A 12,654-nucleotide genomic window follows, 5' to 3' on the forward strand; every position below is an offset into this window, starting at 1 on the left:
CAGCGCGCAAAATTCCTAGTCGGCAAATCTGCACAACGCAATGATTAAGCGCGGCGCCACACGTTATTTTGAACAACTATACTAAACTGTAATAATATCAGACGATCAGAGCCTTGTCTCGCCACAGACGAAATCCGCCTTCGAAGGCGCGTGTGTTGTCACCGCGCCTGGTCTCGGCCGGTAACGCGTCGAGCTTGTCGACATTGCCGCCGCCAATGACGACATAGTCTGGCTGCAGGGCGGCGCGCAGGCGAGTGACGACGTCGAAGACGTATTTGCGCCACTTCTTCTTGCCGTGCTTTTCCAGGCCGCGCTCGCCGACATAGTCCTCGAAACTCCGGCCTTTCCTGTAGGGAAGATGGGCGAGTTCCATCGGCTGGCCGACATTGTCGAAGACCATCGCCGCGCCGAGGCCGGTTCCCAGCCCGAGGAACAGCATGCGCCCGCCTTCGTAGCTGCCGATGGCCTGCATCAGCGCATCATTGACCACCTTGACCGGCTTGCCGAATTGGGCGGCGAAATCGAAGCCAGCCCAGCCCTTGCCAAGATTCTTCGGATCGAGCACCGGCTTGTTGTGACGCACCGGGCCGGGATAGCCCATCGAGATGACGTCGTAGGACAGGCCCTCGGCGAGCTTCTTCACCTTGTCGATCATCTGCTGCGGCGTCAGGCCCGGGCCAGAATCGTCCCGGCGCTCGGCGCCGCCGGCGCTGGTCAGGATCTTGACGTGCGAGCCGCCAATGTCGATCGCCAGAACGATCTTCTCGGTGTCGAGTGCCGGTTGCTTCATCGCCTTGGCCATCGTGTCTTCTCCGATCATGCCACCGGGTCGATCCAGCCATTGGGCGGTCCGAAGCCGGCCATGGCGTCCGTCGGTCCCCATGTCTTCGGCTCGTAGAGATGCGGCGGCGTGGTGTCGCCGAGCACCGGCCCGACGATGCGCCAGGCAAGCTCGGCCGCGTCCTGGCGGGTGAAGAGCTGGCCGTTGCCGTTCATGGCGTCGCCGATCAGCCTTTCATAGGGCGGCATGTCGGCCTTGCTGTCGTCGAGCGCCGTCAGTTCCACCTGCTCGCCGACCATGTCGTCGCCTGGCGCCTTGCGCTGGGCGCCGATGGCGATCACCACTTGCGGGTCGATGCGGAAGCGCACGTAGTTCTGGTCGGCGGGCTTGATCGGGTCGAAGACGTCGAGCGGCGGCCGCTTCAGCCGCACCACCACCTCGGTGACATGCACCGGCATGTTCTTGCCGGCGCGGATGAAGAAAGGCACGTCCTGCCAGCGCCAGGTGTCGACGAAGAAGCGCACCGCCGCGAAGGTCTCGACCGGCGAGTTCGGCGCCACGCCGGGCTCGGCGAGGTAGCCGGTGAACTGGCCGCGCACGACATCGTCTTTCGCCAGCGTCCGAATCGCCCTGAGCACCTGGACCTTCTCGTCGATCAAATCGTCGGCGGAGCGGCCGACCGGCGGCTCCATGGCCAGCAGCAGGAGGATGTTGAGCAGATGGTTCTCGATGACATCCCTTATGCAGCCGACATCGTCATAGAAGCGGCCGCGCCCCTCGACGCCGAAATCCTCGGCCATGGTGATCTGCACGCTCTCGACGAAATTGCGATTCCAGATCGGCTCGAGGAAGGAATTGGCGAAGCGGAAATAGAGCAGGTTCTGGATCGCCTCCTTGCCGAGATAGTGGTCGATGCGGAAGATCGACTGCTCGTCGAACACCAGATGCAGCACGCGGTTCAGCCAGCGCGCCGACTGCGGATCATGGCCGAACGGCTTTTCCACCATCAGCCGCGCGCCACGCGCGGTGCCCGACTGCTCCAACCCCTGCACGACAGTCTCGAACATGGTCGGCGGCACCGCCATGTAGTGCAGCGGCCGCTGGGCGGTGCCGAGTGCGGTCTTCAGCTTCTCGAAGGTGGCCGGATCGCGGTAGTCGCCGCTGACATAGCGCAGCAGCGAGGCGAATTTGGCGAACACCTTCTCGTCGATCTTGCCCAGCGCATTGACGATGCCGTCGCGAGCGCGGGCCTGCAACTGCTTGATGTCCCAGGCGTCGAAGGCGACGCCGATCACCGGTTCGGTGAGCGTGCCCTTGGCGACCATCTGGTAAAGGGCCGGAAATATCTTCTTGTGGGCGAGGTCGCCGGTGGCGCCGAAGAGCACCAGCGTGTCGGACCGTTCCTGGCTCATGCGTGCGTCTCCTGCTGTGGCGTCACTTGCCGGCCTTCGGCTTTTCGACATGGCCGCCGAAGGCATAGCGCATGGCGGACAACAGCTTGTCGGCAAATTCGGATTCGCCTTGCGAGGAGAAGCGGTCGAACAGCGCCGAGGACAGCACCGGCGCCGGCACGCCGGTGTCGATCGCCGCCTTCAGCGTCCAGCGTCCTTCGCCCGAATCCGAGACGCGGCCGCCGAACTGCGCCAGGCCCGGATCGCCCTTCAGCGCGCCGGCGGTGAGATCGAGCAGCCAGGAGCCGATGACGCTGCCATGCCGCCAGACCTCGGCCACCTGCGGGAGGTCGATGTCGAACTGATAATATTGCGGGTTTTCCAGCGGGCTGGTCTCGGCGTCGGCCGTGCGTTGCCGCTTGCCGGCATTGGCCGACTTCAGGATGTTCATGCCTTCGGCATAGGCGGCCATGACGCCATATTCGATGCCGTTGTGCACCATCTTGACGAAGTGGCCGGCGCCGCTCGGCCCGCAATGCAGATAGCCGAAGGGCGCGGTGCCGGCAGCCTTGTCGGGAGCCGGCGCGCCGGCATCGGCGCCGGGCGCCAGCGTGGCGAAGACCGAATCGAGGTGCTGCACCGCCACGTTGGGGCCGCCGATCATCAGGCAGTAGCCGCGCTCGAGGCCCCAGACACCGCCGCTGGTGCCGACATCGACAAGATGGATACCCTTGGTGGTCAGTTTCGCGGCCTGGTCGACGGCGTCGTGATAGTAGGAATTGCCGCCGTCGATGACGATGTCGCCGGGCTCCATCAGGGCCGAGACCTGATCGATGATCTTACCGGTGATCGCCGCCGGCAGCATCAGCCAGACACAGCGCGGCTTGGCGAGCTTGCCGACGAATTCCGTCAGGGATGCCGCGCCCAGCGCGCCGTCGCTGACCAGGGCGGCGACGCTTGCCGGGTTGATGTCGTAGACGACGCATTCATGGCCGTCGCGCATCAGGCGCCGCACCATGTTGGCGCCCATCCGGCCCAGTCCCATCATTCCGATCTGCATGGTTTCGTCCCGATTGCTTGAGGAGAGAGAAAATCTATCGGCCCGGCCGCTTTTACCACGATGCGTCGATGCCGACGCTGAAGTCGACATTCTCCCAACGCATCGCATCGGGCCAGAAAAAAGTGAAGACGATGGTGCTTCCCGACGTCAATCCGGCAACCGGCAGGTCGGCCAGATGGACGCCAAAAGCGGTTTCCCTGGTCTTGTGGTCCTGGATCGTCAGCCAGTTGTCGCTGCTCCAATGGACGACGCCGGGCGCTGAAAGCTCTACGCGTAAAGCCTTGCCGGCCGGGATGGAGCGGATTTTGTTGTTGAAGCGCCATATCCTGAGCGGCGAGCTTGTCTTGCCCTTGATGTAGCGCTCGACGCCTTGCGGCGGCGTGTCGAAGACCACGCCGTCGCGCAACGAACGCAACAGCTTTATGTGCTCGGCATGCGCCCAGACCAGTGGCATGGCGCTGCCGGACGGTTTGCCCTCCCACAGCTCGCGGCCCGGCACATCCGGGCTGTCCCAGACCTGTTCCGGCAGCAGCCCGCCCATGCCAGCCGAACGCTCGAAGGTCTCCAGAAGCTGCGCGGCTTTCTCCTTGCGGCCGGCGGCAAGCTCGTAATGCGCCCGCTCGCCGGTGAGCAGGGGCCAGGCGCGTCCCCGGCCTGTGCCGTCGAAAGGCGTGCCATCCTCGTGCTCGCCATAGCCGTCATCGGTGTAGCGGTACCAGACCGGGCCTTGCGGCAGATCGCATCGCAAAAGGGTGTCGACGGCCTTGACGGTACCGACGATGCGCGGATCGTCGGCTGCCCTGAGGCCAAAGCGAACCAGGGCCAGGGCGTCGGGGCTGATTATGGCTTCTGCCGGTTTGTCAGTGTCGGCCGGCGGCCGGTTCTTGATCGGCACGAAGCCGTCCTTCGGCGATGCGGCGCCCGCATCGTCCGGCGGCGCGATGCGGACATAGTAGCCTGTGATGCCGGCCTCGATGCAGAGCTGGGTGCCCGTGACGTAGGTCCAGCGTTCGACCTGATCGTTCCAGCAATCAGCGGTTTCGCGCAGGTAGTTTGCCGGCTCACTCTTTCCCAGGATATCCAGCATATCGGCGGCGGCAAGCAGCGCGGCGATCTCGACGGCCAGCGTGAACGGGCTGTACCCGGCGTCTTCCTCCCAGCGGTCCTCGCCGGTGACGGGGCCGTTGCGCACGACATAGGAGGAGGCGGCTTCGATCATGGCCAGGAAATCGGCGAGCCTGGCACGCGGCAGGTGGCCCGCCCGGCGCAATGCGTCGGCCAGCAGCAGCGGAAAGGCGCATTCATCCATCTGGATGCCGGGCCAATAGGCGGTGCCGTCCGACCAGACATTCTGCGGCCAGTGACCGTCCGGTTGCTGAATCGAGTGCAGATAGGTCAGGATCTGCAGCGCCTGCTTGCCGTCGCCGGCGGCGAGGAAACCGCCAGCGGTCTCGACCAGGTCGCGCGGCCAGACCAGATGGTAGCCGCCGAGATCGTCGTCGCCCTTGTTGAAGCCCCATGGGATCGACAGGCTGGCAACAGCGGCGCCGGGTCTCGCGACCGAGAGATGCGAGGCCAGAACCGCTGTGCTCACACGATAGGTGTTCAGCCCGGAGGCAGTGTGGCGGTCGAGCTTCTCAAGCCTGGTCTGAAATGTCCGCCAGTTTTCGACATAGGTTTCGGCGGCGGCGTCGAAACCCTGCTTGAGACTGGCCAGCGCCACGTCGGCGGCGGCTTCCGGCGTCGCGCCGAAGCCAAGCGCCAGCAAGGCCGTGGTCTTGCCGGCGGAAAAGCCGATCTCGCCGGTCAGAGCGACATTGCCGTCTTCCGCCCGCTGGCAGGAGGGATCGAGCGCACCGCCGTTCTGCAATTGCTGCCATCCGTCGGAGAAACCGACATAGCCGGCCGAACAGGTATTCCAGGGCAGTGAGGAGACCAGCGCAAGGGATACGCCGCGCCCCGTGGCGAAGAGCATGCGCTGGCCCTTGTGTTCGCCGACCCAGGCAGTGTTGCCCATGCCGGCGTTGACGAGGTGCGGCGCAAGCAGCGCGTAGATCTTGTAGTCGGCCGCCGAATTTTTCAGCGGTACGAATGCAATCTCCTGCAGCAGGACAGGCCGTTTCGGATCCGTAATGATGCGCTTTTCGATACGGTAGGCGCCGTCTGCCGCGGTGTTGGTCAGCCTGTAGCCGGGTACGCCGTCCTCGAAAGGCGCTACTGCGTGCGCGGCGTCGCGCTTCTCTTCCGAGAAATAGCCACCGGGGCCGGTGACGATCAGCTCCATGTCGCGCGTGCAGGCGCTGTCGAGACGCGGATAGTAGATCTCGTTCAAGATGCCGTGGCTGATGGTGAACCAGAGCGGGCTCTTGGCTGAAAACGCGGTGCCGACGCCGCTCTTGGCGCTCGACGTCCAGCGCGCCGGAATGCCCGGTGCGCCCGGGGGAACGATCGGCGTCACTGCCATCTCTGTTTGGCCTCCTGTGCGCATGGCTTACCCATCCAGCCAGACCATTTCAATTGGCGCACCGCAAGTTGATCGGCGGGCTTTGCGGATTGCAGTTGACAGGCTGCCGCGCCATCTGCATTTGTCTGACAATCGATAAAAAACAGGAACACAGGCTCGATTTTCCATCTAGAATCCGCACGACCAGCAACTCTTGGGAGGAGTATGACATGAAGAAACTGTTAGCCTTGAGCGCTCTTGCCGCGATGCTCGCATCGGGGACGGCGCTTGCCGATACCAGCGGCAAAAAGATCGCATTCTCCAACAATTACGCCGGCAATTCGTGGCGGCAGGCGATGCTCGACAGCTACGGCATCGTCACCAAGAAGGCGGTCGCCGACAAGATCGTCGGCGCGGCCGACATCTTCACCACCGCCGACAAGGAAGTGCCGACGCAGGCGGCCCAGGTGCAGAACCTGATCCTGCAGGGCTATGACGCCATCGTCATCAACGCCGCCTCGCCGGACGCGCTCAACGGCGCCATCAAGCAGGCCTGCGATGCCGGTATCACCGTCGTCTCCTTTGATGGCACCGTCACGGAGCCCTGCGCCTATCGCGTCGTCGTCGACTTCAAGGACATGGGCAAGCAGGAAGTCGAGCAGATGGCCAAGTTCCAGCCCAAGGGCGGGAACCTGTTGGAAATCCGTGGCCTGGCCGGCACCTCGATCGACGATGCCATCCATGCCGGCATCCTCGAAGGCGTTGCCGCCCATCCCGAGTTCAAGATTGTCGGTTCGGTGACCGGCGACTGGGACCAGACCACGGCGCAGAAAGCCGTCGCGACCATCCTGCCGTCGCTGCCTGACGTCGTCGGCATCGTCGACCAGGGTGGTGACGGCTATGGCGCCGCACAGGCTTTCGCCGCCGCCGGCAAGCCGCGCCCGACCATCATCATGGGCAACCGGCAGGACGAGCTGAAGTGGTGGAAGGAACAGAAGGACAAGGACGGCTACAAGACCTGGTCGGCTTCGATCGCGCCTGGCGTGTCGTCGCTCGCCTTCTGGGTGGCGCAGCAGGTGCTCGATGGCCGCAAGGATATTCCGCACGACCTGCTGGTGCCGTATCTGGCCTTCACCCAGGACGACTTCGAAGCAGCCCTGCCGAAGATCAAGGAAGGCGGCGTCGCCACCCACGAATACACGCAGGAAGACGCCCTCGCGGCGATCAAGGCCAACATCAAGTGAATGTCACGCTTGCGTTGCCCTTCGTACCATCGCGCGGATAGTGTTGAGCATGCCTGAAGGGAACGCTGACATCATCAGACTGAACGGCGCCGAAAAACATTTCGGCGCCGTTCGCGCGCTGGGCGGCGTGGACTTCCATGTCCGGCCCGGCGAATGCGTCGGCCTGGTCGGCCACAATGGCGCCGGCAAATCGACGCTGATGCACATGGTGGCGGGCACGCTCACACCCGACAGCGGCAAGATCGGCGTGCATGGCGGCGTCGAGGACAACTACTCGGTGTCGCGGGCGCAAAAGCTCGGCATACGTTGCGTGTTCCAGGAACTGTCGCTGTGCCCCAATCTCAGCGTCGCCGAAAACACGCGCATCAACCATGCCTCGCTCTCGGGCCTCGGCTGGCGGCGCAAGGCGGCCGCGCTGATCACCGCCAAGCTTGACGAGATCTTTCCGGATCATGGCATTTCGGCCTGGGACATCGTCGGCGACCTGTCGATCGGCCGGCGCCAGATGGTCGAGGTGGCGCGCGCCTTCACAGTGACGCAGGACCGGCTCGACCTCGTCATCCTCGACGAGCCGACATCGTCGCTGGATGCGCACACGGCTGGCCAATTGCTGGCCTTCGTGCGCCGTTTCATCGCCAGCGACAAAAGCTGCATCCTGATCTCGCATGTGCTGGGCGAGGTGCTCAGGAATGCCGACCGCATCGTGGTGATGCGCGACGGCAAGGTGGTGGTCGCCGATGCGGCGAATGCCTTCGACCGCGACCGGCTGGTGACGGCGATGGGCGGGGCCGAGGCGCGCCAGAAGATCGCCGCTGAAATTGCCGCCGCGAGGCCAGCTGCCGGTCCGTTGCGGGTGCGGGCGCGTCCCGCCGCGCAGAAGGACGGCGCCGACCTTGTCGCCCGCGCCGGCGAGATCATCGGCCTTGCCGGGCTGGCGGGACACGGCCAAACCGACCTGTTGCTGGCGATTTTCGCTGCTGCTTCCCGCGCCAGAACCGGCATCGAAGTGACCGAGCCGGTAGCGCTGGTCGCTGGCGACCGCCAGTCGGATGGGATTTTCCCGCAATGGTCGATTGCCGAGAACATCGGCATCCGCTCGCTGGCGCGGTTGCGCAACGGGCTGCTGATTTCGCCGCGGCGCGAGGCCGAGTTGGCCCAGTTCTGGCAGAAGAAGATCGGCATCCGCACGCCCGACATGAACAACAACATCTTCTCGCTGTCGGGCGGCAACCAGCAGAAGGCGCTGTTTGCCCGCGCGCTCGGCTCGGATGCCCAGATCGTGCTGATGGACGATCCGATGCGCGGCGTCGATATCGGCACCAAGCTGGAAGTCTACGACCTGGTGCGCGAGGAGGCTGGCCGCGGCCGCACCTTTCTCTGGTACACCACGGAAACCGAGGAACTCGACAATTGCGACCATGTCTATGTCTTCAAGAACGGCCGCATCGTCGCCAATCTGGGTCGCGACGAATTGACCGAAGAGAAGATTATCCAGTCCTCCTTCGGCGATGCGGCCTGAGATGACTGCCGCCAGCCTCGACGCCACCGCCAGGAGTTCCGCCGAGCGTGGCGCGCTGGCCCGTGCCCGCCTGCTGCGCGGGCTGCTGCCGGCGCTGTCGCTGGCATTGGTGCTCGCCGCCATCGCCTGGCTCAACCCGCGCGCCATTAGCTATTTCGGCTTCAGCCTGATGCTGAACCTGGCGATCCCGATCGCGCTGGCGACGATCGCGCAGATGTTCGTCATTTCAGGCAATGAGCTCGACCTGTCGATCGGCACCTTCGTCGGTTTCGTCGGCTGCGTCACCGCGACCTGGCTGAAGGACGCGCCGCTTATCGGCGTTGCCATCCTGCTTGGCTCGATCGGCGTCTATGCGCTGCTCGGCGCGCTGATCCATCTGCGCAATCTGCCGTCGATCGTGGTGACGCTCGGCATGAGTTTCGTCTGGCAGGGGCTGGCCATCCTCGTCCTGCCCAAGCCCGGCGGCAAGGCGCCGGACTGGCTGCTGGCAATCATGTCGTTCAAGCCGCCTCTTATCCCCTTCCCGATCACCGCGGCGCTGCTGATCGGCCTCGTCGTCCATTTCGGCCTGATGCGCACCTCCTATGGTGTGATCCTGCGCGGCTCCGGCGGCAATCCGGCCGCGCTCAAGCGCGCAGGCTGGTCGCTGCTCAGAACCAAGATCGTGCTGTTTGCGCTGGCCGGCCTGTTCGGCGTGCTGTCCGGCATGGCGCTGATCGGCATCACCACCTCGGCCGACGCCAATATCGGCAATGGCTACACGCTGCTTTCGATCGCCGGCGTCATCCTCGGCGGCGGCGAATTCGTCGGTGGCCGGGTGTCGCCGATCGGCGCGGTGATCGGCGCGCTGACGCTGGCGCTGGCCGCTTCGCCGCTGCTCACCTTCATGCACATTCCGCCGGACTGGCAGGTGGCCGCCAACGGCGCCATCCTGATCATCGTGCTGGCGGCGCGGGTGCTGATCAGCCGCAGGGAGAGGTGAGCGATGATTTTGGTTAGATCGCTGGCCGGCAAACCCTGGGTATGGTCGTTCCTCGGCGCGCTTGTCGTGTGGCTGGCGACGATCGCCTTCACCGGCGGCTATGGCGCCGGCGGCATGGTCACGGCGGCGTTGTCACTTGCCGTCTTCACGGTGATCGTCGGCGTCGGCCAGATGTTCGTCATCACGCTCGGCCCCGGCAATGTCGACCTGTCGCTGCCGGCCAATATCGGCCTCGCCAGCGCGGTCGCCATGAAGGTAATGGCCGGCAGCGATTCCATGATCGTCGTCGGGCTGCTGGCGGCGCTCGCCTGCGGCGCGGCGATCGGCGCGATCAACTATCTGCTGATCTGGGCGCTGCGCATTCCGCCGATCATCGCCACCTTGTCGGCGAGCTTCATCATCCAGTCGATCGACATCAGCTATGGGCGCGGGCTGCAGATCAAGCCGCCGCCCGGCTTTGCCGATTTCACCAACTGGCAGGTGCTAGGTATTCCCGTGCTGGCGGTTCTGACCGTGCTGTTCACCATCGGCGCGGCCATCGCCTTGCAGCGCATGATCTATGGCCGGTCGGTGCTGGCGATCGGCCAGAACATCCGCGCCGCCTGGCTCGCCGGCGTCAATGTAGGCCGCATCCGCTTCCTCACCTACACGCTGTCGGGCGCGCTCGCCGGCATCGACGGCGCCCTGCTCGCCGGCTATTTCAGGGGCGCCAATGTCGATATCGGCAATGAATATCTGCTCGCCTCGATCGCCGTCGTCGTCATCGGCGGCACGTCGGTCGCCGGCGGCAAGGCCAATGTCCCCGGCGTCTGGGGCGCCGCGCTGTTTCTGGTGCTGCTCTTGACCATGCTCAACACGTTCGGCGTCAGCGCCGGCGTGCGGCTGCTGCTGACCGGACTGATCATCGTCGGGGTGATTACGGCGGCGGGTGGGGAGAAGGCGGTGCGGTGATCGCCGTCTCCAAGCGTCTGGCGAGCATCGACCGCGACCTCCGGGGCAGCCCGTCGCGCCGCCAATCGTTGGGCCAGCCCAACAGCGGGTTCCCATTCGCGGCGCGGCCTAGTAAACCCTTCCGCGATCTCAGTCGGTCCCGGGAGGGCTCTGCTTGTCCAATTCTGTCAGCGTCGTGAACGAGAATGGCGTCGCTATCGTCACCATCGACAACCCGCCGGTCAACGCGCTGAGTTTCCATGTCCGCGAGCCGCTGATGCAGGCGCTGGTCGACTTGCGCGACGATGCTTCGGTCACGGCAATAGTCATCGCCTGCGCCGGACGGACCTTTGTCGCCGGCGCCGACATCACCGAATTCGGCAAGCCGGTGCAGCAGCCCGATCTGCGCGCCATCGTCGCGATGCTGGAAACCATCGCCAAACCGACGGTCGCCGCCATCCACGGCACCGCGCTCGGCGGCGGGCTGGAACTGGCGCTCGGCTGCCATTTCCGCGTTGCCGATATCGACGCCAAGCTCGGCCTGCCGGAAGTGAAACTTGGCCTGCTGCCGGGCGGCGGCGGCACGGTGCGGCTGCCGCGTCTTGTCGGGGCGGTGGAGGCGCTGAAGATGATTGTCTCGGGTTCGCCGGTCGGTGCCGACGAGGCGCATGAAGCCGGTCTCGTCGATGCCGTTTTCGAGGGCGATCTGGTCACGCATGCCACGAACTTCGCAGGGGAAATCGCCCGCAAGGGTGGTCCGTTCACGCCTGTGCGCGATCGCAATGACGGGCTTGGGGAAACCGACCTCGCGGCTTTCGATGCCGAGGCGGCGGAGCTCGCCAAAAAGGCGCGCGGGCTGGAAGCGCCGGTTGCCTGCGCGCAAGCGGTGCGCAACGCCGTCACACTGCCCTTCGACGAGGCGCTGGCGGCGGAGCGCGCGCTGTTCGTTAAACTGGTCGCCAGCGACCAGTCGCGAGCGCAGCGCCATCTGTTCTTCGCCGAACGTGAGGCGGCAAAGCTTCCCGGCAAGGACACGCCCAAGCGCAGGATCGCCCGCGTCGGGGTCATCGGCGCCGGCACGATGGGCGGCGGGATCGCCATGGCCTTCGCCAATGGCGGCTTTCCGGTCACCTTGCTGGAAACCAGCGTGGAAGCGCTGCAGCGCGGGCTGGGCATGATCGAGAAGAACTACGCCGTTTCCGTTTCGCGCGGTTCCCTGGCCGAAGACGCCAAGCGTCAACGGCTCGCCCAGTTCAAGGGCTCGACCGACTATGCCGATCTCGCCGAGTGTGACCTGATCATCGAGGCGGTGTTCGAGGACATGGCGGTGAAGAAGGAGGTCTTCGGCAAGCTGGATGCCATCGCCAAGCCGGGCGCCATCCTTGCCACCAACACTTCCTATCTCGACATCAATGAGATCGCCGGCTCGATCTCGCGGCCACAGGATGTGCTCGGCCTGCATTTCTTCTCGCCGGCCAATGTCATGAAGCTGCTGGAGATCGTGCGGGCAGACAAGACCGCGCCGGATGCGCTGGCGACGGTTGTCGACCTCGCGCGGCGGATCGGCAAGGTGGCGGTCGTCGTCGGTGTCTGCCACGGCTTTGTCGGCAACCGCATGCTGGCCGCGCGCGGTTCGGAATCGGAAGCGCTGCTGCTCGAGGGCGCGACACCCAGCCAGATCGACAAGGCCTTCACCGATTTCGGCTGGCCGATGGGGCCGTTCCAGATGGGCGATCTCGCCGGCCTCGACATTGGGTGGCGCAACCGCAAGGCCCGTGGCCTGACGGCCGTGATCGCCGATACGCTGTGCGAGCAGGGGCGCTTCGGGCAGAAGACCGGCCGGGGCTTCTATCTCTACGAGGCCGGCGCCCGGGCAGGCGTTCCAGATCCGGAGGTTGAGGCGCTGATCCGCGAAAAGGCCGCCGAGCGTGGCATCGCGCCGCGCGCGATCAGCGCGGAAGAGATCATCGAGCGCACGCTCTACCCCCTGGTCAATGAGGGGGCGAAGATCCTCGAGGAGAAGATCGCGGCCCGTGCCTCCGACATCGATGTCGTCTGGGCCAATGGCTACGGTTTTCCCATCGGCAAGGGTGGCCCGATGTTCTGGGCCGGTCTCGAAGGGGCGTCCAGGATCGTCGAACGGCTCGACCACTGGCATCAACGGACCGGCAAGCAGGTTTTCGAGGTGGCTCCGCTCCTCAGGCAAATGGCCGAGACCGGTTCCTGGGAGACCGACGCGACAGCCTGACCAGATGACCGCTGAAGGCGGCGGCGATCATCGAGCCGCGCGGTGTCGCCGCCATG

Annotated in this window: 9 protein-coding genes; 5 read left to right on the forward strand and 4 right to left on the reverse strand. The window is 65.1% G+C overall.

The genetic code is table 11. The features are described 5' to 3' along the window. Positions 1 to 97: 97 nt before the first annotated feature. The 4 genes from D3242_RS08535 to D3242_RS08550 are packed head-to-tail and all read right to left on the reverse strand — an operon-like array spanning position 98 to position 5,696. On the reverse strand, positions 98 to 802 hold the full coding sequence (locus tag D3242_RS08535) for an ROK family protein (protein WP_027047531.1): 705 nt from the start codon (positions 800 to 802) through the stop codon (positions 98 to 100). A gap of 14 nt (positions 803 to 816) precedes the next feature. Then, complete coding sequence (gene zwf, locus D3242_RS08540) at positions 817 to 2,193, reverse strand: glucose-6-phosphate dehydrogenase (protein ID WP_064981424.1); 1,377 nt, start codon at positions 2,191 to 2,193, stop codon at positions 817 to 819. A 22-nt stretch (positions 2,194 to 2,215) separates the two neighbouring features. Continuing rightward, positions 2,216 to 3,232: a phosphogluconate dehydrogenase (NAD(+)-dependent, decarboxylating) gene (gene gnd, locus D3242_RS08545; RefSeq protein ID WP_064981422.1), complete on the reverse strand. Its 1,017-nt coding sequence runs from the start codon at positions 3,230 to 3,232 to the stop codon at positions 2,216 to 2,218. A 52-nt stretch (positions 3,233 to 3,284) separates the two neighbouring features. Beyond that, positions 3,285 to 5,696: a glucan 1,4-alpha-glucosidase gene (locus D3242_RS08550; protein ID WP_064981419.1), complete on the reverse strand. Its 2,412-nt coding sequence runs from the start codon at positions 5,694 to 5,696 to the stop codon at positions 3,285 to 3,287. A 209-nt stretch (positions 5,697 to 5,905) separates the two neighbouring features. On the opposite strand from D3242_RS08550, the gene D3242_RS08555 reads away from it, so the two are divergent. From D3242_RS08555 to D3242_RS08575, 5 genes are all read left to right on the forward strand, one after another. Continuing rightward, complete coding sequence (locus D3242_RS08555; protein ID WP_027047529.1) at positions 5,906 to 6,919, forward strand: ABC transporter substrate-binding protein; 1,014 nt, start codon at positions 5,906 to 5,908, stop codon at positions 6,917 to 6,919. A 49-nt stretch (positions 6,920 to 6,968) separates the two neighbouring features. Continuing rightward, on the forward strand, positions 6,969 to 8,438 hold the full coding sequence (locus D3242_RS08560) for a sugar ABC transporter ATP-binding protein (RefSeq protein WP_064981417.1): 1,470 nt from the start codon (positions 6,969 to 6,971) through the stop codon (positions 8,436 to 8,438). A gap of 1 nt (position 8,439) precedes the next feature. Then, complete coding sequence (locus D3242_RS08565) at positions 8,440 to 9,420, forward strand: ABC transporter permease (protein ID WP_064981744.1); 981 nt, start codon at positions 8,440 to 8,442, stop codon at positions 9,418 to 9,420. A gap of 3 nt (positions 9,421 to 9,423) precedes the next feature. Continuing rightward, positions 9,424 to 10,371, forward strand: coding sequence for an ABC transporter permease (locus D3242_RS08570; protein WP_064981416.1), 948 nt, complete (start codon positions 9,424 to 9,426; stop codon positions 10,369 to 10,371). Positions 10,372 to 10,525: 154 nt separating this feature from the next. Then, positions 10,526 to 12,598 (forward strand): 3-hydroxyacyl-CoA dehydrogenase NAD-binding domain-containing protein, encoded by a 2,073-nt coding sequence (locus D3242_RS08575; RefSeq protein WP_064981414.1) that lies wholly within the window; start codon positions 10,526 to 10,528, stop codon positions 12,596 to 12,598. Positions 12,599 to 12,654 lie beyond the last annotated feature (56 nt).

Source organism: Mesorhizobium jarvisii (assembly GCF_003601985.1).
Taxonomy (GTDB): domain Bacteria; phylum Pseudomonadota; class Alphaproteobacteria; order Rhizobiales; family Rhizobiaceae; genus Mesorhizobium; species Mesorhizobium jarvisii.

Bases quoted from the DNA above. Each gene is read 5' to 3' on its own strand.
- D3242_RS08570 (WP_064981416.1), top strand. From the start codon at position 9,424: ATGATTTTGGTTAGATCGCTGGCCGGCAAACCCTGGGTATGGTCGTTC.
- D3242_RS08555 (WP_027047529.1), top strand. From the start codon at position 5,906: ATGAAGAAACTGTTAGCCTTGAGCGCTCTTGCCGCGATGCTCGCATCG.
- D3242_RS08560 (WP_064981417.1), top strand. From the start codon at position 6,969: ATGCCTGAAGGGAACGCTGACATCATCAGACTGAACGGCGCCGAAAAA.
- D3242_RS08565 (WP_064981744.1), top strand. From the start codon at position 8,440: ATGACTGCCGCCAGCCTCGACGCCACCGCCAGGAGTTCCGCCGAGCGT.
- D3242_RS08550 (WP_064981419.1), bottom strand. From the start codon at position 5,696: ATGGCAGTGACGCCGATCGTTCCCCCGGGCGCACCGGGCATTCCGGCG.
- D3242_RS08535 (WP_027047531.1), bottom strand. From the start codon at position 802: ATGGCCAAGGCGATGAAGCAACCGGCACTCGACACCGAGAAGATCGTT.
- zwf (WP_064981424.1), bottom strand. From the start codon at position 2,193: ATGAGCCAGGAACGGTCCGACACGCTGGTGCTCTTCGGCGCCACCGGC.
- gnd (WP_064981422.1), bottom strand. From the start codon at position 3,232: ATGCAGATCGGAATGATGGGACTGGGCCGGATGGGCGCCAACATGGTG.